Origin of the sequence: Pelosinus fermentans JBW45 (assembly GCF_000271665.2) — a bacterium.
Classification (GTDB): Bacteria; Bacillota; Negativicutes; order DSM-13327; family DSM-13327; genus Pelosinus; species Pelosinus baikalensis.
This window is the reverse complement of record NZ_CP010978.1, coordinates 4,107,652-4,130,124: the sequence shown is the minus strand read 5'-3', so window position 1 is coordinate 4,130,124 and position 22,473 is coordinate 4,107,652. Positions and strand designations below refer to the sequence as shown.

The window sequence follows — 22,473 nt, the reverse complement described above, 5'->3', positions numbered from 1 at the left end:
TGAAGAGAGCACAGAGGTTTTAAACCTTATCTATTTTTCTCAGTGTTCTCTGCGCCTCTGCGGTTCGGTTTATTTTCTATGTTTTAAAGGACGCGAAGCGTTTTTCTTATGAGAATTGAAAAGTGATATTCCGCAAGACAATTAAAGATTGTATAACGTACAATAAAGATACGGATTGGGTAATTTATAGAAGTGCGGGAGAGGGCTATGAAAAATATATTTTTCTATCAAACCAATATTGGGGAAATTGGGATTGTGGAAAACAAAGATGCAATTACAAATTTGTTTATTAAAAGAGAACGCATTCCCCAGGAGGTTGTTGTAAAAGAAACAGTAGTGTTAAAAGAAGCAGGTAAGCAGCTAATGGATTATATTGCAGGAAAGCGTAAATGCTTTGAGCTTCCTCTTGCTCCAGAAGGTACAGAATTTCAGCAGATAGTTTGGAAAGCGCTGCAAGAAATTCCCTGTGGTGAAACACGAAGCTACGGAGATATCGCAAGGAGTATTGGTCAACCGAAGGCTTCTCGTGCAATTGGCATGGCTAACAACAAAAATCCGATTTTGATTTTCATTCCATGTCATCGAGTCGTAGGTGCAAATGGAAAATTGGTTGGCTATGCTGCAGGGCTCCAGGTTAAACAATATCTTTTGAAGTTGGAAAAATAGTATGGGAAACGTAAAGACTAAGTTTTTTTCATACGGTCAAAGAGAAATTGAGTATTTGCAAAATGTCGACCAAATACTCGGAGCTGCGATGAAGCGATTGGGAAAGATTGATCGTGAGGTTATTCCTGACCTGTTTACAGCTCTTATCTATGCTATTGTTGGACAACAGATTTCTGTTAAGGCAGCATATACGGTATGGCATAGAATGCAGCTCCACTTTGAAGAGATGATTCCACAACATATTGCTTTGGCTACAGTGGAGGAAATTCAACAATGCGGTATGTCTACAAGAAAAGCGATTTATATTAAGAATATTGGTGAAGCAGTGATGTACGGCAGTTTGAAACTTATGGAACTATATGACCTGTCAGATGAAGAGGTTATCAAGCGCCTATCTAAAATGAATGGCATTGGTGTCTGGACGGCAGAAATGCTGCTTCTTAATTCGATGGAACGCCCTGACATTGTTAGTTGGGGCGATATTGCCATAAGGCGGGGCATGATGAACCTCTATAATCTCACAGATATTACAAAAGAACAATTTGAAAAATACAAGAAACAATATTCTCCTTACGGCTCCGTAGCGTCTATCTATCTCTGGAAATTATCCTTTGAATCATAATTATCAAAGAAATCACCTTATAAATGAAAAATATAGACACCCTTACCGAGTCGATCTACAACCTTACCAAAATAGATGATATAATTATTACTGGAACGTATTATAATTCGATGGAAAGTTGCTTTTTACATGGAATCTGGGTTACTATGAGTAATGAAAGGAGTTGTTGTTTTATGTTTAATAATTGTACGGTGGATATTGTAATAAAGCGGGAGGTGCGTACTCAATAACGTAATGTATAAACCTCCCAAAAGCTACGATAAAACTTTTGGAGGATAAACAAATGAACAAAATAACTATGGAAAATTTGGGACTCAGTCAAAGATTTATTATTGAGTCTACTTCGTATACAAATCTTTATGTAGGTCGAGTAATCTCCCAATACAAAGACCGATACAAGGTTCTGACAGAAAATGGCGAGTTAACAGCAGTAATTTCTGGGAAATTTCGTTTTGATGTAAAAACAGTATCAGATTACCCTGCCGTAGGGGATTTTGTGATGCTTGATCGAAATGAAGAAACCGGTGGAAATGCGATCCTTCACCATGTCTTGACAAGAAAAAGTGCCTTAATTAGAAAAGCAGCAGGTACATCAAATGAGGAACAGATTGTAGCTGCAAACATTGATACAGTTTTTATCTGTATGTCACTAACGAATGATTTTAATCTTCGTAGATTAGAGCGCTACCTTGGGGTTGTTTGGGATAGTCAAGCAATTCCGGTGATCGTACTCACCAAAGCTGACTTATGCGATACTCTTTCCCAAAAGATGCTGGAACTTGATGCTGTTGCCTGCGGTGTTGATGTGCTTGTTACTTCAAGTATGAGCGAGGATGGATACGTATCTGTCAAAAATTATAGCAGCAGTGGCAAAACAATAGCATTTATTGGATCGTCTGGTGTGGGGAAATCGACCTTGATTAATAGACTGCTTGGTGAGAACCTCCTTGAAACCCAAAAAACCAGAAGTGATGATAAAGGCAGGCATACGACTACTAGGCGAGAACTCATTGTTTTACCAAGTGGTGGTGTTGTCATTGATACTCCGGGAATGAGAGAACTTGGAATTGAGAGTGCTGACTTATCGAAAGCCTTTGCAGACATTGATGAGTTATCAACAAAATGCAAATTTCATGATTGTACTCATATCAGTGAGCCAAACTGTGCAGTACGAAGGGCCATAAGCGCTGGCTTATTGTCTGAAGATAGGCTAACTAATTATTTAAAGCTAAAAAAAGAAGCCAAGTATGAGGGCATGCATTCTAAGCAGATTGAAGCTGAAAAACTTGCTGTGATGTTTGCAAAAGATGGCGGAATGAAAAACGCACGGAAGTTTCTCAAAGAAAAGAATAAAATAAGACAGGGCTTTTAACGAATACCCTAAAGAATTTTTCAAGTAGTAACAACGGACAAACGCCTGCCAGAATCTATGCAGATTCGGCAGGCGTTTGTGTTTGTAATCGTAAGGGAACAAGAAATGATGTTCCTTCCTGTCATATGCAATTTTTAAGCGGAATGCATCAATACTTTTAATAATTCTTGCCAGCTATTAGCTATATGGATTGCATTTTCATATGCTGGAGTATTTCGCTGCGTCTTAACGGGAAGGCAATTTATCATGACCGTGTTATGGTCGGAGTCCTTTACATGCATTACAACATGTATAGTATTTACATTGGAGTCTGTCTTATTGCGAATCAAGCCGCCAATAGGTTTTAGACCTTCCAATAAAGCCTTACGAATTTTATCAGTAATTTGAGTTTCGGTAATAATTGCTGGATTATTTTCAACGATTGAAACATCTAGAATATCGTTAGGATCAAATAGTTTATATGACATATTGGTTGATACGATACAAAATCTTTTTGACTCTAGGTCAACATACAGAAACCCCGACAAATCGATACCATTGACAATTGTACACGCACTTGAAGCTCTAAAACCATCAATCTGGGCGACGATAGTATCTGACTGGACAGCTAAAGCATGGACTTTCTTTTTTAATTTATTGCTTTTCAAGATTGAAAAAGCCAAAGCTCCAATAGCCCCAAGGGCTGTTAATAAGAATATGTCAACCACAGTGTCACTCCTCATTTGATTATTAAAGTTATTATTACCACAAATAACTGTGTATTCCTGCATAACATAAAAAGAAAGAAGGGCCAGCTAAGGAGGCAGACTGTATTACTTGCTCACATGAATTTTGATGTTCACAAAATACAATGTTAGATTTCTCTAGTAATTCTAGACTGATTGGTGTTGATGCACCAATCAGTCTATTTATTTGCCAAGATAAAGGTAATTGAGAGTTCTACTGAATGAAAATTCTCTGACGTGTATCGTAATAAGAAGAAGGAACGCATGTGATTTTCTGGTTAGATACATTTCGCAAGGCAACTTTTTAAGGATAAAATAGGAGAAGAGATTATTTGTAAAATTTTATCATTTCTTACAAATAATCTGAAAGAAATGATCCTGGCTTGTACGGATAAATAGTAAGAGGATTTATAGGCTTTATTTGGTGATTTTTAGGATGAAAATAGTAAAACCATCTCTACCCAAGAATTCAAAGGAGGTGATCATTATACTACAAGCAGCCTCAATGAATATTAAGTTCTTAGAGTAGGTTTTTAATACTAAACAGAAACTTTATCATCTTATAGGGGGAGTATTATGTTTTATTATACGATAGCTATGCTACAAGACATGTATCGTCGTGAGCAGCCTAATTGGCCGGAGGAAAAAATACAAAACATGGCAAGGCGAATTCATAAATTATTGAATACATTGGATGTTCATTGGCGGAGAAGCAACAAGCGTTATTATCAGAGAAATATTGACTTATATTCAAACTATTTAATAGAAATGACAGTAAATGGAACAACAAATAAAGTATTTGAATAAAGCGGTAAACTATTCATTCTAAAAATATTCCATTAGCGTCAATATAGACATAAATGTACGATATTAAGTGTAATACAGGGGATGAACTGGGGGAGGCAAATGTCAATGATTACAGTGAGAGAAACGAAATTTGATGAATACCAGTATGAAGAAATAGCAAATGCCATTAAACAATATCAGCAAGTACGGAGTTCACTCGAATATATTACCACCAGGCTGGATCGAATAGGAAAAACAGGGGCTAGAACAGCCAAAGAAGATTTACTATGCATTCTGGTGGATATTGATCAGGGGATTAAATGTCTGACACCCCGGCAGAAGAAAGTAATTGTACTTCTCACGCAGGGCTATCAATATGAGGAAATTAGCGCAATACTTGGTATTAGTTCCGCAACGGCTGCCTCGCACGCATGCCAGGCATTTACAAGGTTAACTGATTATTTAAATCAGCGTTCAAAATCAATACATTAGAAGAGGCTTGTTTAGCTGATCGCGCTAAAATAATAATTGAACCAGTTGAGAAAGAAAGCATAAAAAATAATCTGCATAGAATGACTCTAACATGTACGGATATGAAGTAGAAGGACTTTTATAAGTAATTTATAAAAAAAGTGATGTCAATATCCTGGCTGATAATGTACAGGCTGCGTCCTGGTGTAACAGTGCAAATACAGAAGATCTTTCAGGCCGGCGAATGAAAACTGGTTATTATGATTGCTTGTTTAATAGGCTTGAGGGCCTAGTACCTTGACCAGATCAAAATTCCGGTTAAATTCAAAGATTTTAGCAATTTTTTGATCGGTCAATGTACTAGGTGCAGCTAAAAACGTTAAAGGAGGTGAAAGCATGCAGCAAAAGCCGGACATCTTTAATCAGCCGCCTTAGCGGTAAATGGAGAAAAATTAAATTATTGCGAGGTTAGAATATGACACCTGCATCCCTTGTAGACAACTTATGTGCGTATTTACAGGAGCTGCTTAAAGACTATGTATTGGAAGTTCAGTGCGGAAAGCAACAGACGCCAAAAGTATTGCCCGGTTATCTCAGGCCGGGGGAGAATTTTGGAGGAGTGGCCGCCCCGTTTGTCCTTGTTGGAGCAGTAAAAGGGCGGGATACCAGTGAAAGGGCATCCGTGCAAGTCAATATTTGGATAGGGATCTATTCACAGGACCCTGCCGTTTTATGGCGTGGGCCTCTGAACCTACTGGAACATATCAGACAGGCATTATTTAAAAAACGCATTATCGCCAATAAATTTAGCATAGAATTGCCGATGAGGTGGGAGATATCCAGAGAATATACCTTTCCTAAATGCCTGGCGGTGATGACGACAAACTGGACGGTAGCGCGTCCGATTGAGGAGGTAAGCTATGGGCAAGACCCAAAACACGTCAGCTGGTCCGGGGCCGGTGATTTACTGCGGCCCTAACCTGGGCAGCAAAGGATTGCTGCGATATGTAATTTATAAACAGGAATTGCCGGAACACTTAAATTCCTTGTTTGCCAAGTGTCCCGAAATTAAAGAGTTATTCATACCTGTGCAAGAGTTAGCAAAGGTCCAGGCGGAGATAAAGCAGCCGGGGACCATTTTTTATCGCCTGTATCAGGTAGTCCAAGCGTTTAGCCAGAAAGGAGCAATTTAGATGAGTTACAGACATGGAGTCTATGTTTCGGAGGTGCCTACCTCCATTGTTCCACCGGTAAGTACCAGTGCAGGGTTGCCGGTTGTGTTCGGCACAGCCCCTGTGCATCTTGCCCTGGAACCTGTAGGGACCAACAAGCCAGTCCTTTGCTACACCTACAATGAAGCAGTAAAGCAGTTTGGCTATCATAAGGACTGGGGAAAATACACCCTATGTGAATTTATCAAAAGCCATTTCGCACTGTTTAATGTTGCACCGGTTGTGTTTGTCAATGTGCTTGATCCCGAGACCCACAAAAAAGCGGTGGCGAACAAGATCGTAACCTTGCAGGGCGGTAAAGGCGTCATTGAGAGCAGTGAGGTCATCATGAAGTCGCTAGGCGTGAAAAAGAGCGACAATACCGTACTCAAGGCGGGCATGGATTATCATGCTGCCTATAATGAGGACGGTTATGTTGTCATCAGCCGGATTAACGGCGGCGGAATTACAGAAGACTCGGCCTCACTTACAGTCAGCTACAACGAAGTCGACCCTAGTCTGGTTGACAGTGATAATATCGTCGGTGGCATTGATTGGAGAACAGGAAAACTGGAAGGCCTGGAGCTGGTCAACTCCGTCTTTCCTTACTTTCGCCTGGTACCCGGCCTGATCGTTGCGCCGGGCTGGTCTCAGGACCCCACAGTAGCTGCTGTTATGGCCGCCAAGGCGGATAATATCAACGGCCATTTTAAGGCGTTAGCGCTTACAGATATTCCCACAGACGTGGTAAAGAAATACAATGACGTTCCTAATTGGAAAAATCAGAATAATTATATGAGCAACAGGCAGGTAGCTTGCTGGCCCAAGGTGAAATTGGGTGATGACATCTATCATTTGTCGACTCAGGCGGCCGGTGTCTTGTGCAGCACCGATGCGGATAATGATGATGTGCCGTATGTTTCGCCATCAAACCACAATCTGCAGGCTAATGGTGCAGTGCTGGCCGACGGAACTGAAGTCTTTTTGGACAACCAGCAAGCCAATTATCTGAATGGCGAGGGCGTTGTTACTGCGCTTAACTTTATCGGCGGCTGGAAGCTTTGGGGCAACCGTACAGCCGTCTACCCGTCCAATACCGATCCCAAAGACGCCTTTATCGCTGTGCGCCGGATGTTTGATTGGCAGGCCAATACCTTTATTCTTACCTATTGGCAAAAGGTTGACGCTCCTGTTAATCGCCGTCTGATTGAAACGGTTGTCGATAGTGAAAACATCCGTCTTAATGGGTTGGCAGCAAGAGAGTTTATTTTGGGCGGCCGGGTGGAATTCCAAAAAGATGAAAACCCGCTGACTGATTTGATGGGTGGTATTATCAAATTCCATACCTATATTACGCCGCCAGCCCCCGCGCGGGAAATCGACAACATTATTGAATATGACCCCAAATACTTACAGACCTTATTTGAGTGAAAAACGGAGGTGGCCTAAATGAATTTTATTCCTGAAAAACTGATTAATTTCAGAGTATATGAAGATGGCAAAGATTTACTCGGCATTGCTGATGTCGAGCTGCCGTCCATTGACGCTAAAACAGATGTTGTTAAAGGCGCAGGCATTGCCGGTGAGGTTGACAGCCCGGTGATGGGGCATTTTGGCAGCATGAACCTTAAACTCAACTGGAGGACACTGGCTAAATCCACTGTCCACCTTATTCAGCAGAAAGCCCATCATCTCGATATCCGCGGTGCAATACAGACTTTTGATACCACCTCCGGTGAGTATGTTGTTTTGCCGGTGAAAGTGGTAGTTCGCTGCAGACCCAAAAAGACCGGCCTTGGCAAGCTGGATTCAAGCGCGGTTATGGGAACCAGCAATGAGTTTGAGGTAATCTATATCAATATTTCCATTAACGGCAAATCACAAGTAGAGATTGATAAGTATAACTATGTCTGCAAAATTGACGGGGAGGACTACTTGGCTCCTGTCCGAGCGGCTTTAGGGCTTAACTAGTATCTTGACAACCTTAAAACTGTAGAATACTGGCGAGGCGAAAAAAAGCTATGGCAGAGTCTTAAACCCTGCCATAGCATCTTTATGCAAGCTTTGTAAACATAAATTGAAAATGATAAGGAGAATAACAGATGGAAAATACGAAAGCACGGGTAATCACCTTTAATAAACCGTTTATCTTTGAAGAGAAAGAATATACCGAACTAAATTTGGATTTAGAGGCGCTTACTGGCAAAGATCTATTAGAAGCAAGCCGTGAAGTCCGCACCATTGGCGAAACATCGCCGGTAGTGGAACTATCCAAATCCTACTACGCTGTTGTTGGGGCCAAAGCAGCAAAAGTGCCTATCGATTTAGTGCTGGCTTTGCCTGCCAAAGAATTCTCCCAGTTGACGGTTGAAGTGCAAAGTTTTTTGTTCGAATAGGTCTGGGCAAAGAGACAAGTAAAACCATTCGGCAAGTCAGCCTCTCCCTGACCAGGGCCACAAAGACTCCGCTTTCCTATTGGCTCGAAATGCCACTGATCGATTGGGCGGACTGGATTGCAGCGATTGAGGAGCAGATGAGGGGGGAGAATCGGTTATAGAAATATGGTCAAGATTGCTTATTCTTCTTTTACAGCCCGTAGTTGGATATCAATTTTTTTTAAGTCCATTTGAGGAACTAGTCCACGGCATATACTTCGAACGTCGATAATATCTCCTTCTTTAATATTCAGTATTTTATTCCACTGATCTGCAGAAAACACGACTCGAACGTAGGTGTTATCTTCGTTATAAAGTAACAGAAAAATATCACCATCATTGAAAAGCCCTTTTTCTTTAACTTCACCATTAAGTCTAATGACGCTTTTATTATATTTTTTATCAGCAACTTCCAGATTTGTCTTATACTCATAAGCAAGTTCTGAAGCTTTCATTGTATAAGCGACTTTATAATAATTAAAATACCAATAAAGTTGCCATGAAAAAAATATTATTAAAGTCATTGTAACACATAGAATAATAGCGCCTTTCGTTTCTCCCAAAGAAAATAAAGCTTTTGCAATTTTTTTGAAAAAACCGGGCTTTTCTTGATTTGAATTTAAAGCATTAGTGGTGTTTAATTTTGTTCCACACTTGTAACAATAATTCATTTCTAAATCAAGAGGTTGACCACATTTATAACATTTCATTATAAAACCTCTTTCGTATAAAAATTAAACTTAGTTAAGTATAACATAATTTTGATGATTTGTAATTAACTGGGATTGTTCGCTTTATATTTTTCTTTATTTTAGACATTATAAAGTTAGGAGAAAGCAAATGGCAGAAATAAGTAATGAAAAAATAACTGACTTAAGCAGAATTGAAAAAAAGATGGATACTTTAATCGAAATTGCAAGCTATATTAAGATAAATTTGAATAATGATAAAAAAGGTGAAAGCTCAGCTTTAATTAAATATACAGGTATTGATATGATACCTGAAGTAGGAAACTTATTAAATGATGCAGGTAAGGCGCTCCTTGCCCTTGCAGGAAGCTGGGTTTTATTAGTAAAGCTTGTTGAAATGGGAAAAAAGAGTAAGGACGTATATGATGTTGGGAAAAAAAGTTATAAGTGGGTTAATGAAAGATTAAATAAGAAGACAGAAAAAAGTGAGCAAGTTAGATTACCTACATCTAAAAATAATAGCTTCGACAAATCATCAGATCTAGAAGCGATTGCTCAAAAGTACAATCAAAGTTTTGGCAGGGCTTTGAATGATTTCAGGGACAATCTAAAAAGCGCTTTAAGTGCGTATAAAACAAGTCTTGCAAAATTGGTTCAGAATAACAAGACAGGGAACAAACTACCTATTGTTAATAAAGTAAGGAATAAGAATATAAACGAGGCTAAAGAAAGGTTAGTGCCAAAAGGAGGATATGTCACACAGAAGCAGGAAAGAGTTGGCAATAATTTACCGTCAAATAGCCTTATAGCCTATTCCAATCAAATGCCAAAAGCCGCTAAAGCAGTAGAGGGCCTAACTAGGTCACAAAGAATGCTAAATACAGTGATGAATGCCAACCCTATCGGCAGATTAATTCAGTTGGGCACTTTGCTGTACGAAAATTGGGATACCATTAAAGTTGTACTTGACAGCGTGTGGGCTAAGTTTCAAGAAACCTTTCCGGGGCTGGCCAAGATTGTCGAGACTTATGTGGGCGTTATCATTGAGTTTTGGACGCAGCTACCGGACAATATTATGGCTGCTTTGGGCAGTGTCTACGAAATCATTACCGGAGCGTTCAGCAGCGCTTTTGACTGGCTAAGCCAAAAATTCAGCTGGATACAAGGAGCGTGGAATGGTTTATTCGGCGGAGGGAATATGGCTGGTGAGGCACCTGGCGATGTGCAGAGCAACGCCAGAGGCGGCATTATAATGCACCCGATACTGACCACCTTTGCCGAGGAAGGGCCGGAAGCGGCGATTCCTTTAGATGGCAGCAGTCGGGCGGTGTCGCTGTGGTATACTGCAGGGCGTATGCTGGGCATGTTTGAAGGGCAGCAGCAGCAGCCGGGTTTAGGGTCGGCATTGCCGGTGTTTGGCGGGGATAGCGCCAAACAGGGGATTGTGGTCTCCGCTCCTATTAATATTACCATCAACGGTAATGCGGACAGTAATACCGTACAGCAGGTGCAGCAGGCGGCTCAGGCTGCGCTGATGGACTTAAAGCGGCAGCTTAAAGAATTGCAGTGGCAGGAAAGGAGAGTTTCCTTTGGCTAACGTTTATACAACGGTTCAGGGTGATACCTGGGATATGATTGCCTATAAAAACTACAAAGATGAAAGTTACATGACTACACTCATTGAAGCCAATACGGCTCTTCGGGAAGTAGTCATTTTTTCTGCCGGGATTTTGCTTGAGCTGCCCGATGCGGTTACGGAGAAGTCAGCAGACCTTCCTCCCTGGCGGACAGGTGATGAAGGATGACCAGTGTTATGAATGCCCGCCGTACCGCTTTGGAAATCAAGTATCTTGCTAAAGACTCTGTAGGGCAGGAAGAAGACATTTCTAAAGGGATTGGACTGTTTATTTTAAGTTTTTCTTATACTGATAGCGCCAGCGGTCAGGCTGACGATTTGCAGCTCACCCTGGAAGACAGCCGTGGACAGTGGCAGGCCAGCAGGAAGCCGAAAAAGGGCGATACGCTAAAAGTGGCACTTCTTATCAAGAATGGGGAGGAAACCGGTAAAGAACAAAGACTGGAATGCGGGGCCTTTCAAGTGGATGAGATAAGTTTGAGCGGTCCGCCTGACGTATTGAATCTCAAAGCCATAGCAGTGCCGGTGGTCTCTTCGCTGCGCGGTCAGAAAAAGGACAAAGCCTGGGAGGCGGTCAGGCTGTCGGTTATTCTTGGAGAAATTGCCGCCAAGGGAGGACTGGAAAAGTACTTTGCCTGTGCCGAGGATCCCTTTTATTCGCGAGTGGAGCAAAATCAGCAGTCGGATTTGGAATTCCTGCAAATGCTATGCGAAAAAGCCGGACTGGCCCTTAAGATTACTTATTCCAAAATCGTTATCTTCGATGAGCAGATGTATGAGGGGAAGCCGGTCTTACTGACCATCAAAAAGCGCGGCTCCACTATACTCAATTACAGTTTTTCTTCTAATTCCAGGGACTGTTATTCAGCCTGCAAAGTATCCTATTACGACGCAAAGACGAAAGCCACGCTGGCATATGAATTTAAACCGCCCGACTCCCCGGATACGGGCCAGGTTCTGGTGATCAATGAAAAGGTGGACAGTGCTGCGGAAGCGGAAAAGCTGGCAAAAAAATTATTGCGGCAGAAGAACAAAGAAGAAAACAAGGCCAGCTTGACGCTTGCAGGCGATGTCCGCCTGGTTTCAGGCAAGACGGTGATGCTGGAGGGCTGGGGGCGGTATGACGGCAAGTACATTATTGAACAAGCCAAACATGATTACGGTTCTTCCGGTTATCAGGTCAGTGTGGAATTGCGTAAAATTCTGGAGGGGTATTGATGGACAATACGTTGCAAAATCTTATCCGCCTGGGCAGGGTATCTTCGGTTAATGCCGCAGAAGCAACCGTCAGGGTAGTATTTGAAGACAGGGACAACATGGTATCCCATGATTTGCCGGTTATTGTAGCCAATACGCTTAAAAATAAGGATTACTGTATGCCGGATATCGGGGAAAGCGTTATCTGTATTTTTTTGCCGAATGGCATTTCCCGGGGATTTGTGCTGGGAGCAGTTTATTCTGAGGTTGACCGTCCTGCTGTCAGTTCGCCCGAGAAGCGGCAGATCCGTTTTGCCGACGGGGCTGTTGTCGAATATGACCGGCAAACCAGGACGATGACTGTCAATACGTCAGGTAAGATCAATATTACGGCAGCGCAGGGAATCAGCATTGCCGGCAACGTCAGCGTGAGCGGCAATATTCACGCCGGCGGCAGCATTATTGATTCAGGGGGCAATACCAATCACCATTCTCATTGACAGGCCCGATTAGACGGCAAACGTTATATCAGGAAAGGAGGAGCGCTTTTGCTTGGGACATTTGGCGATATTGTATTTGAAGTATCTGATGAACGGGTGAAAACCTTTGACGGTTATAACCGGCAAGGGCAGGCGCGGTATGCAAGCCATGAAGTACTGGGTCGCAAGCCCATTCTGGAATATCTGGGAGCGGCGCTGGATCAGGTCAGCTTCAGTATGAAACTGAACGCCGGACTGGGGGTCAACCCGGTGGAAGAGTTGGCTAAACTACGGAAAATGTTAAATGGCGGACAGGCTGCAAGACTGGTTATTGGCGGTAAGCCGCAAGGTGAGGATAAATGGGTATTGGAAAGCTTATCGGAAACGTATGACTATCTTGACAACAAAGGCAATGTAATTGTTGCCACCGTCAATCTGACACTGAAGGAATATATTGATAAAAGAAGCAGTGCTTGATGAACCCACAGGAATTTGGGGCGGGTCAACAAGCATGATAGAGAGGGGAAAACTGCATGGAGTTTGATATTACCGCTACGCTGGACAAGGTCGATTTTGGTGCCCAAGGAATGACTGAGATCCTGCAGAATATCAGGACAATCCTGTCTACCGTGCGCTGTTCTGTGCCGCTTGACCGCAGTTTCGGCGTCGATCTGGCTTTGCTGGACAGTCCGCTGCCTGCGGCCAAGGCCAAGCTGACCGGCGAGATTATCGCTGCCGTCGGCAAATATGAGCCGCGCGCCGAGGTAGTGGAGGTTATCTACGATGGGGATGCCCTGGAGGGGAAACTTGCACCGAAAGTGAGGGTTAGAGTAAATGGCTAATAATATACCTGAAATCCAGTTTGTCAATACAGCTACTTCCGATGTGGAAAACTATGTCATCACCGCTTATCAGGAACAGACCGGCAGGGTACTGGCGAAAGGCGATCCGGTAAGATTGCTGCTTTTGTCTATTGCTTCCATGCTGGCTCAGGAGCGGGTATTGATGGATCAAAGCGCCAAACAAAATTTGCTGGCTTATGCCACCGGAGATTTTCTTGACCATATCGGCTATTTAGTCGATACTACCCGCCTGCCTGCATCCAGAGCTAAGACGACAATGCGCTTTATGCTGTCGGCACCTCGCGACAAGGTTGTGACTATTCCGGCCGGTACAAGGGCTACGCCCGGAGGCGATGTGTTTTTCAGTACGCTGGAAGATGCCCTTGTGGCGATCGGGCAGACCAGTATGGAAGTCGCCGCCGAAAGCCTGACAGAAGGCAGCGGCGGCAATGATTTCCTGCCAGGAACGATCAGTCAAATTGTTGACCCGTTTCCCTGGTTTCAGTCGGTGACGAATCTAACGGTCAGTGAAGGCGGAGCCGACAGGGAAACCGATGAGCCTTTCCGCCAACGTATCAGGCAGGCTCCTGAACGATTTTCCACGACCGGGCCGGAGGGCGCATATGAATATTGGAGTAAAACAGCCTCTCAGGAAATTATGGATGTGGCTGTATATTCACCTCAGCCTGGTGTTGTGAAAATTTGCCCGCTGCTGACAGGAGGCGAAATTCCCGGCCAAGCGCTGCTGGATGAAGTGCTGTCTGTATGCGATGACAAAAAGAGGCGGCCGCTGACCGACAAGGTTCAGGTTGAGCCGCCTGAAGTGATTGCGTATAACATTGATCTGACCTATTTTTTATACAAAGAAGACATACCCCTCAAAGGGCATATCAAAAAGCAGGTCGATGCCGCAATTGAGGAGTATGTACTTTGGCAGCGCTCCAGAATCGGCCGGGATATTAATCCCAGCGAACTCGTTAAGCGCATCGAAAATGCAGGAGCAAAACGGGTGGAAGTCAGACAGCCGGCATTTAAAGAGCTGCTGATTCCTCAGATTGCTGTCGTAAAAGAGAGCAGCATCTTGTATGGAGGAGAGGAAAATGCCTGATTTTAAAGATGTGTCGATGGCTGATCTCCTGCCTTCCAGCTTAAAAAATGATGAACGCACGGTCGCAGTAGCTGAGGCTGCCAATGAGCAGATACAGTGTATTGATGTACAACGAGAGTTGCTGCACATTCTTGCCAATATGGACTGGTCTGACGAAGATATTGTTGAATTGTTGGCCTGGCAATGGCATGTTGATTTCTGGGACGACAGTCTGTCACTTGCGGCCAAGCGCACTCTTGTGAAGAATTCCATTCCCTGGCATCGCCGTAAAGGCACGCCGGCGGTAGTGGAAGAAATGGCCCGCCTTATTTTGGGTTCTGCCAAAATAGCAGAGTGGTTTGAATACGGCGGAAAGCCGTATTTTTTTCGAATCGAATGTACGGATCTTATTCAGGATACAGCGACTTTCGATCGGGTGACGGAATTGGTTTCGGCAGTAAAGAATGTCCGCTCGTGGCTGGAAGATATCTTTGTGTATCGGGAAAGGAAAATGTATTTATACTTTGGCGGTGCACAACGAATTGCTAAGACAATGACGATTTACCCGGAAGGGACGGTGCTGTAAAGACACAGCAGAAGCTTACTTAAGGTCAAGTTCGCAATATTATAATATAGCCTTGGGAGGCGATACAATGGCAGAATATACGGGGATGACCCTAACCAAAAAAGGCCGGGCTTTGCAAGCAAAAGCGCAAACAGGGGTTAAACTTGAATTTACTAAGGTGATGGTTGGCGACGGATTACTGGCAGACGGGGTAAGTATTGATACCTTAACGCAGCTGATCGCGCCTAAAATGACGTTAATAATACAGGATATGGCGGTCATTGGTGATGGAACAAGCCGTATCCGGGTAGTACTGCATAATAAGGACATCGATACAGGGTTATTTATTCGTGAAGTCGGCGTTTATGCCAAAGATCCTCAGGAAGGAGAAATATTATACAGCATAACCAATTCGGGAGGCCAAAGTGAGTGGCTGCCGCCAAAAGGAAGTTCACGGGTTGTCGAGTTGATTTTGGACCTGATTACAGTCGTAGGTACGGCCTCTAATGTGACAGCTATCATTAACGATACGCTGCTGTTTGCAACGCGGCAGGATTTAAAGGAACATATCAATGACAAAAATAATCCTCATCATGTGACGGCAGTGCAGGCAGGCGCAGCTCCGACGATACATCTGCATACGATAAGCCAAATCACAGATTTCCCAGCCACGATGCCTGCTAACGGCGGCAATGCAGCAACCGTTGGAGGGGTGCGCATTACGATTGGTCTTGCTGCACCAGCAAATCCTGCAGTGGATAAAGAAATTTGGATTGATACGGCAAACAATCTTGCAAAAATTTATAAAATAAGCGGCTGGCAGGCTTTGGGAGCCATTTATCTATAAGCAGAGAGGAGAAGAAAATGTCTACTTTTCAAGAACATTTTCAGTTAAATGCCATTACATTAAACATTACTAACTCATGTAATCTGAGTTGCACCTATTGTTTTGAAACAGGCAAGGAAAGTGCCTTCATGACGCCGGAAACTGCTGTCAGCATAGTAGATATTGCCTATGAAGGTTTTAAACAGCATTATCCGGATATGAAATATTTTATGATTAACCTTTTTGGCGGGGAACCGCTGCTCAATTGGCCGGTCATCAAAGCTCTCGCCGATCACGTCAAAGAAAAAAAATACAGTGCCCGGCTGGGTATTACCACGAATCTAACCATGTTGACCGAGGAAATGCTGGAATATATCGAAGAACATGAGATATTTGTGCTAATATCAATTGATGGTCTTAAGGCAGTTCATGACCGGAATCGCAGCCATTCTTACGATATCGTTGCCGGTAATATCAAAAGGCTGATTGAGCGGGATTTGGGCTACTTACTGGAGGCCCGCATGACGGTGCTGCCGGAAGATGCTGCCGATATGGCCAAGGGAGTAGAGCATATTGTTGGTATGGGAATTTACAATATTGCTCCCGTACCGGTAACGGATGTTGCCTGGCCCGAAGAACAGCTGCTTGCATTCAGGAATTCTCTTCAAGAGCTATACGAGTATTTCCTGGTGATTGCAAATGATGTGAATAACCGTAAGAATATTGCTTTCAAAGTTATTGACGACTACATCGAACATGTTCTGGAGCCTGTAAAAGAAGAGATTGAACCTTGTACGGCAGGTACAAGCCGATGGTGTTCCATTGGCATCGACGGGGATATTTTACCTTGCCATCAGCGTCATACCATCGATGACCAGTATGAACACTTGAAGATTGGCAATATTTTAAGCGGTAAGATTGACCCCTCCAAAATTGTCAATCCTGAGTACAAAATTCATAGAGAGAATCAGCGGTGCAAGGACTGTGAAGCAAAACCGGTATGTCGCGGCGGCTGTCCGTCAGAAAACCTGACCCAAAGCGGCGACTGGCATACACCGACTTCAGCATGGTGCGATACGCTGCTTGTCAGTTTCCAAGTGACCAAAGCATTTCAGCAGCGGTTGATGAATACTGCTAATTTACGCAGTAAACGGTTAAATATCCTCAGGACAAATCTGACCATCAAAGAGTATTTTGACAAGCTGTGCGATATGGATATTGAAACTCCGGAGTTTGGGGTTAGTCTGACTAAATTTTATGGATATATGGATGAGTATGAAGAGATATTGCTGCCAAGCTTCCGGCAATATTTCCTGAAAAAGTTATATCCGCTTTATACGTGGTTGGACATTATACAAAATACGAAAGGGGAATCATGATGCCGATTTATGCTAGGCGAGGCAGTGCGCAATATACGATTCCTGACGCTGCCGTTCCTAATACGACTAAAGTTACACCCTTTGAAATCAAACAAATTATCGATGTCATTCTGGTGGTTCATAATGAACTATGCGGTGTGACCTCGATCTATTATAATCCTGCTGTTCCTCAGGGTGGGGGCCGTGTGAACAACAGCGGCAGCCTGAGGCAGCCTGTACCTGACAACTTAAAAGCTCCCCGCCTGCCCGGCTATGACAGCGGCAGTCAAAGTTTATATAATTCTACCAAAACCTTTTTTACTGGTGGACAGCAGCGTTTAAGTATTAATAATATTAACAATTTTATTAATTCGTATAAGAACCTGCAGGCAGCCAGTCAGAGCATGATCCCCGGAGATACCGCCTCATTGGGTCTGGCAGCGGTTGCCAATCAGGCGGCAGGGAGCAAAGCTGCAGCAAATACGATTAACACAGTTCGTGATAATCTGGTGAGGTTTAATGCTTATCTTGATGGCAAAAACATCTGGTGGAATGGTGACTTATGCGCTCGTACCTGCCAGGTGAGCTGTCAGACTTCCTGCCAGCTGGCTTGTCAGGGTTGTAATAATAATACCTGCCATAATCAAAACTGTGGAGGATGGAGCTAATACAGCACGGGAGGGAGCTCTATGTTTTCACTAATCAAAGAAATTACTTATAAAGTGTCGTCCTACTGCAACCTGGACTGTGTCTATTGTTTTCAAACCAAAGAAATTAAAGAACGCAACGACATCTTTACAGACTTTGATGCACTGGCATGCTTTCTGAGTCAGCTGCCTTTCCGGGATTCGCTGGAAATAAAGCTTACCGGCGGAGAAGTTTCTTTATTTTTGGATGAGATGCGTTACGGAATAAGAGAGTTGAAAAAGCTGGAGCGAAAACAAGATTTAAAAATGAATTTTACCGTTATCACGAATGGTACCAACATGGAAGGCATTATCGACATGATGGACGAGGGATTGCTGGAGCCTGACGGCACAAAATTATCATGGGACGGAATCTATTCTGCCTCCAGGTCGAGGAAGCCCAAGAATCCGCTGTTTACCGACGAGTTTTTTAACAGTAAGATTCGGCTGCTGGGAAAAAGCAAATACAATCAATCGGTATTGGTACGCACAGCGGTAACTCCTGACACGGTGGATGATTTGTACGAAGCGGTTTTATATCTGCTTGATACCGGCTGTACGAAATGGGAATATTACTTTCTCACTGAGTGTGAAGCATATAAAAGCCAGAAATTTGCGGAACAGTTTCATGCACAGCTGCAAATGATTATCGGTGAATATTGCAGGCGTTATCATAATCGGCAGAATCGCTGGACGTTTTCTAATTGGGACAGCCTTTACTTTGTCGATCATGTAAGGAAGACCACTGATAATAAACAACGTTCGGTAAGCTGCCGCCATCTTGGCCGGTCTCTCTACATTGCTTATGATGGCCGTATTTTCCCCTGCGGATATTTTGATCCCTATTCGAACTGCGATTATACAATGAAAAACAGTGCGGCTGCTCCCTATGTGCTAGGGGATATCCATACCGGATTTGATGAAAAAACTGTCTGCCAATTCATTGATGATTATATGCACGCTCCCAGTTGTGATTATCTGTCATGCAATAATTTGCATTGCTTTGAATGCCCTGCGCTAAATAAGGCCAGATCAGGGCAACTGAATGCGAGGAATTGTCAGACCTGTGTAATGAGGGGCATGGAGCGCTGCGCCTTTGAGCTTCGCAAAGGGGATATCCGATTATCAGAAGAGGAACAGAAAATGTTTGCGGATCGCTATGATTTTGTACAAGACTGGAATTTTGAACGGTTAAGCACTGGCAATTATCATCAGCTTCCCCTTCGGAAAGGCGGTGAATAAATGTATGAGCAGGTGACAGGAATCGAATATGCGGTATCATCCTTATGCAATCTGAACTGCAGCTATTGTTTTTTCCCTCTTTACGGCAAATGCAAAGAACGAACGGAACATAGTTTCGATGATTTGTCACGTTTACTTTACATGCTTCCGCTAGGAGATGAACTTTGGATCAATCTGTGCGGAGGAGAACTCTCTCTCCATAGTGATGAAGTAATGCACGGGCTTAAACAAATCAGAAAAATTGAAAAGAAGCGCGATATGAAATTGACGATCCGGCTGACAACGAATGGAACCTATCTTGAAAAAATTATGGACTGGATTGACCTGGGACTTTTAAATGCCAATGGAACAAAGCTGTCTTGGGATGGCACCCATTCGGTGACAGCAACAAGGCGTTCCGACAATCCGCAATTTGACGACAGTTTTTTTAACGAGAAAATTAAGCTGCTTGGCAAAAGCCGCTGGAACAGGCAGGTCATTGTACGATATGCCATTACACCTGATACCATGGATAATCTCTACAATAGTCTGTTGTTTTTGCTGGACAGCAATTGCTTGAAGTTTGAGTATTATTTTATTTTTGACTATCAGGAATGCAATGAAAAGTATCAAAATGCTGTTTTCATTGAAACATTCAAAGATCAATTAAGATATGTCGGCAAAGAGTATCTTAAACGATATGCGTATCCTGGGCAGCGCTGGACATATCTCAACTGGGAGCCAATGAATTTTGCCAAAGAGGTGCTTAGTTCGGCTTCGAATCTAGTACGTAAGCTTGGCTGCAGCAGTATGGGCAAAGTGCTTTATATTGACTTTGATGGTCATATATACCCCTGCAGCAAGTACCTCGACGACGAGTTCATTAAAAAAGAGTTTCGTATCGGATATATCAAAACGGGTCTTAATGCTGAATCAGTTGCTAAGCTCCGGAGACATTGTGACTTTACGATTTTCAACAAGCCAATGCAATGTCAAAATCCGCTGCTGCATTGCTTTGATTGCCAAGGTGATAATATAAAAAAAATAATTAATGCCGATCCTGCTGATTGTGTGACCTGCGCCATGCGCCATTGTGAGTGGCAGGTATATAACGAACTCTGCCCGACAACACCAGCAAACAACAGGGTTGTATCCATTTATGATCTTGAAAATCTACCTTTTGGCAGAGAGGGGGGATGTGTCCGGTGAAACCAATGTTCAATAGGCGCTTCCGTGATATATTCCTGATTTTAACCGAGTTCTGCCCTAACCGATGCGTATATTGCTATATCAGGAACCGGGAGCGGCGGGAGACTATGCCCATGGAATATATTGATAAACTGATTGCTTCCTTTGCCTTTGAACAGCCGCGTATAATCTTTTTTGGCGGTGAGCCTCTGGTAGAGCTGGAGCTTATGGAAAAGGTATTGGCAAAGTACTGGAATACATGCCGCTTTCAAATGGTTACAAGCGCCACTGTAAACTATGAACGTTTTATTGAAGAGATATATCCGGCATATCCTATCCCCGAAATACAACTTTCCTGGGACGGTACAGGCAATACCAACCGTCCCCGTTTGAATGGAGAAGATATACAAGATGAGGTTTTTAAGAAGATTATCTGGACGTTGGATCACAAGGTAGCTATTGATGTTAAATGCGTGATCAATGATGATAATGTGGCCAATCTGTTAAACACCTATCTCGGCTTTAAGGCATTGCAGGGCGAGTATCCCGGATTGGTGCATGGCGATTTTGTCGTAGCGCACCAGAAAGAATTCCGTTCAGGCTTTTCAAGTAAGCTGGGATTGGGCTTACGCAGTGCGCTATACACCATAGGTGAGGATCTAGCTCGCAAAACCACACCGTATATACCAAGGGACTGGATGAACAAGATCATTGCTGTCATGGTGAAGGATAATAATATCTCCTCTTGTGATGCCGGCAATTATGTTGTCATGCGTCCCAATGGAGATTTGTATCCATGCACCATTTTCAGTCAGTTGGATTATGGCCGCTATAAAGTCGGCAATATTTGCGAAAACGGGATAAACAATGAGGTTTTTGATGTCATTAAAAGAAAGTGCAGTCATGATGATTGTCAAAGATGCCCTGTAGATTGCCTTTGTGACGGGGGCTGCCGTTATGAGCGCTATATCCAGCAGGGGGAACATTTTGATGATTATTATTGTCCGCATCAATGCGAAACCATCCAAGTTTTTTACCATGAGATCTCTGCATGGATAAATCATTTGACTCTAGAAGAAAAGACAATGCTGGCGGGATACCTTCAGAAGTATCAACGATGGGCGTTAAACTATAGCTTACCAAGGAGTGATGGAAAGTGATCGGTTTTCTTCCTGAGCGCGTATACCGAATCCTTAAAGAGGATTCGGAGTATCAAGAGTGGGAGTCTGCTCTCAATAATGCCTTGCAAGCAGACGACTTCGTAGAACGCATCGTTAAAGAAGAGGAAATTAACGATAATGGCGGTATAGAGTTGTTAGCGAAGAGAGAGGTGATATTTACCCGGGTACTGTCGCCGGTATTATTGCGCAATGCCCAAATAATGGAAACCAATGATGAAACGGTTCTGATGGAAATGCTGAAGACCGAAACAGATTTAGAGAATAAACTATTCATTTATCAGAATTTGATCGGTATTGTTCATTATCTATCAACTGAGCCGGCAGTGTTGCAATACATCGAGGAATTTATCAGGCTGATAGAAGAAAGTAAACAAGTTTTTTCCGAGAAACTTCATGAAGAATATTTCACATACAAATGCTTCTTAATCAAGCATGAAGAGTTTAATCATCCGGATAGGCGTCTTACAATAGGTATGTTCCAGGACTATTGTAAGCAAATGGATGTCATGATTGAAGGGATTTGCACGCTGTTTGGCCATACGGATTATATTGTGAATTTGATGCGGCACTGCAAAGTATTTCAAATGTTTGATTTTTTTGCTACTATGCTAGATTATTTCGGACCTTGTCAAGAACTGGTTACAGTAGTTGAAGAAGAGGTTGTGCCAATTTTTACGGCCAATACATTTAAATATTCTAAGTTCAATTACTACAAGCTGCAATTGCTGGATGCAATTGCTAAATGTTTCTTTGATTTACGAAGTGAGAAATATTTTGAGACCCTGGGAATGATTGTAGAAATGATCAACCGGTCGTTTACCCCAGATAACCGTGAACAAAGCGTTAAAGCACTTAATTATCTAAATGATCGCTGGACAATGTATTACCTGCAAATGGTGACAAAATACCGGCACATTGTAGAGTGTAAAATTCCCGAGTTTCCGCAAAAGATCGCGCTTGAGCATATGAGTGCAGGTGAGAAAGCAATAACTGCCGATTTCAATAGTTCTCCAGCAGTATTACAATCCCAGTATTGTGCTGCGATGCATACCACTGCGGCAGGAATCGGTGCACACTGTTCTATTGAAATGCAGCAAATCAAAGAATACATTGATTTTAATGCACCGCACTTCGAAAGTTTTCGCCATATGGCCAGTCTAAAATACCTTCTAATGGAACGAATGTGATTTAACACAGCATTCGTTCCATCCTGCATATAAAAATGCTTAT

General features: G+C 43.0%; 26 protein-coding genes. 24 read left to right on the top strand and 2 right to left on the bottom strand.

Annotated features, from left to right (window positions below):
* Nucleotides 1-207: 207 nt before the first annotated feature.
* The 3 genes from JBW_RS18265 (at nt 208) to rsgA (ending at nt 2,660) form a co-directional block, all read left to right on the top strand.
* On the top strand, nt 208-666 hold the full coding sequence (locus tag JBW_RS18265) for a methylated-DNA--[protein]-cysteine S-methyltransferase (protein ID WP_007960503.1): 459 nt from the start codon (nt 208-210) through the stop codon (nt 664-666).
* A gap of 1 nt (nt 667) precedes the next feature.
* Nucleotides 668-1,288, top strand: a complete 621-nt coding sequence (locus tag JBW_RS18260) for a DNA-3-methyladenine glycosylase family protein (RefSeq protein ID WP_007960504.1) — start codon at nt 668-670, stop codon at nt 1,286-1,288.
* A 283-nt stretch (nt 1,289-1,571) separates the two neighbouring features.
* Nucleotides 1,572-2,660: a ribosome small subunit-dependent GTPase A gene (rsgA, locus tag JBW_RS18255; RefSeq protein WP_007960505.1), complete on the top strand. Its 1,089-nt coding sequence runs from the start codon at nt 1,572-1,574 to the stop codon at nt 2,658-2,660.
* A 134-nt stretch (nt 2,661-2,794) separates the two neighbouring features.
* Here rsgA and JBW_RS18250 read toward each other — a convergent pair whose 3' ends face one another.
* Entirely contained in the window at nt 2,795-3,367 is a 573-nt protein-coding gene (locus JBW_RS18250) for an NADH-quinone oxidoreductase subunit C (RefSeq protein ID WP_007960506.1), read from the bottom strand.
* A gap of 594 nt (nt 3,368-3,961) precedes the next feature.
* Here JBW_RS18250 and JBW_RS18245 point away from each other — a divergent pair.
* From JBW_RS18245 to JBW_RS18215, 6 genes are all read left to right on the top strand, one after another.
* Entirely contained in the window at nt 3,962-4,192 is a 231-nt protein-coding gene (locus tag JBW_RS18245; RefSeq protein ID WP_007960508.1) for a hypothetical protein, read from the top strand.
* Nucleotides 4,193-4,297: 105 nt separating this feature from the next.
* Complete coding sequence (locus JBW_RS18240; protein WP_007960510.1) at nt 4,298-4,663, top strand: RNA polymerase sigma factor; 366 nt, start codon at nt 4,298-4,300, stop codon at nt 4,661-4,663.
* Nucleotides 4,664-5,562: 899 nt separating this feature from the next.
* Nucleotides 5,563-5,835 carry a hypothetical protein gene (locus JBW_RS18230; protein ID WP_007960513.1) on the top strand — a complete coding sequence of 91 codons (273 nt, stop codon included), beginning with the start codon at nt 5,563-5,565 and terminating at the stop codon, nt 5,833-5,835.
* Nucleotides 5,836-7,284, top strand: coding sequence for a phage tail sheath family protein (locus JBW_RS18225; protein WP_007960514.1), 1,449 nt, complete (start codon nt 5,836-5,838; stop codon nt 7,282-7,284). It begins immediately after the preceding gene.
* 18 nt (nt 7,285-7,302) lie between these two features.
* On the top strand, nt 7,303-7,824 hold the full coding sequence (locus JBW_RS18220; RefSeq protein WP_007960519.1) for a phage major tail tube protein: 522 nt from the start codon (nt 7,303-7,305) through the stop codon (nt 7,822-7,824).
* Nucleotides 7,825-7,955: 131 nt separating this feature from the next.
* Nucleotides 7,956-8,249, top strand: a complete 294-nt coding sequence (locus tag JBW_RS18215; RefSeq protein WP_007960521.1) for a phage tail assembly protein — start codon at nt 7,956-7,958, stop codon at nt 8,247-8,249.
* A 179-nt stretch (nt 8,250-8,428) separates the two neighbouring features.
* Here JBW_RS18215 and JBW_RS18210 read toward each other — a convergent pair whose 3' ends face one another.
* Complete coding sequence (locus tag JBW_RS18210; RefSeq protein ID WP_007960523.1) at nt 8,429-8,998, bottom strand: OB-fold protein; 570 nt, start codon at nt 8,996-8,998, stop codon at nt 8,429-8,431.
* A 130-nt stretch (nt 8,999-9,128) separates the two neighbouring features.
* On the opposite strand from JBW_RS18210, the gene JBW_RS18205 reads away from it, so the two are divergent.
* The 15 genes from JBW_RS18205 (at nt 9,129) to JBW_RS18135 (ending at nt 22,430) form a co-directional block, all read left to right on the top strand.
* Nucleotides 9,129-10,574: a hypothetical protein gene (locus JBW_RS18205; protein WP_007960524.1), complete on the top strand. Its 1,446-nt coding sequence runs from the start codon at nt 9,129-9,131 to the stop codon at nt 10,572-10,574.
* Nucleotides 10,567-10,782: a tail protein X gene (locus tag JBW_RS18200; RefSeq protein WP_007960525.1), complete on the top strand. Its 216-nt coding sequence runs from the start codon at nt 10,567-10,569 to the stop codon at nt 10,780-10,782. The genes JBW_RS18205 and JBW_RS18200 overlap by 8 nt, the downstream gene beginning before the upstream one ends.
* Nucleotides 10,783-10,790: 8 nt before the next feature.
* The gene (locus tag JBW_RS18195) at nt 10,791-11,831 is read left to right on the top strand and encodes a phage late control D family protein (protein WP_036682001.1); all 1,041 of its coding nucleotides are present in this window, start codon (nt 10,791-10,793) and stop codon (nt 11,829-11,831) included.
* Entirely contained in the window at nt 11,831-12,310 is a 480-nt protein-coding gene (locus tag JBW_RS18190; RefSeq protein WP_007960536.1) for a phage baseplate assembly protein V, read from the top strand. Before JBW_RS18195 ends, JBW_RS18190 begins: the two co-directional genes overlap by 1 nt.
* Nucleotides 12,311-12,358: 48 nt before the next feature.
* Nucleotides 12,359-12,766: a phage tail protein gene (locus JBW_RS18185; protein WP_007960538.1), complete on the top strand. Its 408-nt coding sequence runs from the start codon at nt 12,359-12,361 to the stop codon at nt 12,764-12,766.
* A 56-nt stretch (nt 12,767-12,822) separates the two neighbouring features.
* Complete coding sequence (locus tag JBW_RS18180) at nt 12,823-13,131, top strand: GPW/gp25 family protein (RefSeq protein WP_007960539.1); 309 nt, start codon at nt 12,823-12,825, stop codon at nt 13,129-13,131.
* A complete protein-coding gene (locus JBW_RS18175) occupies nt 13,124-14,239 on the top strand; it encodes a baseplate assembly protein (RefSeq protein WP_007960540.1) in 1,116 nt (371 codons plus the stop codon). Before JBW_RS18180 ends, JBW_RS18175 begins: the two co-directional genes overlap by 8 nt.
* Entirely contained in the window at nt 14,232-14,804 is a 573-nt protein-coding gene (locus tag JBW_RS18170; protein ID WP_007960541.1) for a phage tail protein I, read from the top strand. The genes JBW_RS18175 and JBW_RS18170 overlap by 8 nt, the downstream gene beginning before the upstream one ends.
* Before the next feature lie 67 nt (nt 14,805-14,871).
* Nucleotides 14,872-15,630: a phage tail protein gene (locus JBW_RS18165; RefSeq protein WP_007960542.1), complete on the top strand. Its 759-nt coding sequence runs from the start codon at nt 14,872-14,874 to the stop codon at nt 15,628-15,630.
* A gap of 17 nt (nt 15,631-15,647) precedes the next feature.
* Nucleotides 15,648-16,988, top strand: coding sequence for a radical SAM/SPASM domain-containing protein (locus JBW_RS18160; protein WP_007960543.1), 1,341 nt, complete (start codon nt 15,648-15,650; stop codon nt 16,986-16,988).
* Nucleotides 16,985-17,635, top strand: a complete 651-nt coding sequence (locus JBW_RS18155; RefSeq protein ID WP_007960546.1) for a hypothetical protein — start codon at nt 16,985-16,987, stop codon at nt 17,633-17,635. The genes JBW_RS18160 and JBW_RS18155 overlap by 4 nt, the downstream gene beginning before the upstream one ends.
* 21 nt (nt 17,636-17,656) lie before the next feature.
* A complete protein-coding gene (locus JBW_RS18150) occupies nt 17,657-18,895 on the top strand; it encodes a radical SAM protein (RefSeq protein ID WP_007960547.1) in 1,239 nt (412 codons plus the stop codon).
* Nucleotides 18,896-20,083 carry a radical SAM protein gene (locus JBW_RS18145; RefSeq protein WP_007960549.1) on the top strand — a complete coding sequence of 396 codons (1,188 nt, stop codon included), beginning with the start codon at nt 18,896-18,898 and terminating at the stop codon, nt 20,081-20,083. It begins immediately after the preceding gene.
* On the top strand, nt 20,071-21,222 hold the full coding sequence (locus JBW_RS18140; protein WP_082076236.1) for a radical SAM/SPASM domain-containing protein: 1,152 nt from the start codon (nt 20,071-20,073) through the stop codon (nt 21,220-21,222). The genes JBW_RS18145 and JBW_RS18140 overlap by 13 nt, the downstream gene beginning before the upstream one ends.
* Entirely contained in the window at nt 21,219-22,430 is a 1,212-nt protein-coding gene (locus JBW_RS18135) for a hypothetical protein (protein ID WP_007960552.1), read from the top strand. The genes JBW_RS18140 and JBW_RS18135 overlap by 4 nt, the downstream gene beginning before the upstream one ends.
* The last annotated feature ends 43 nt before the right edge of the window (nt 22,431-22,473 follow it).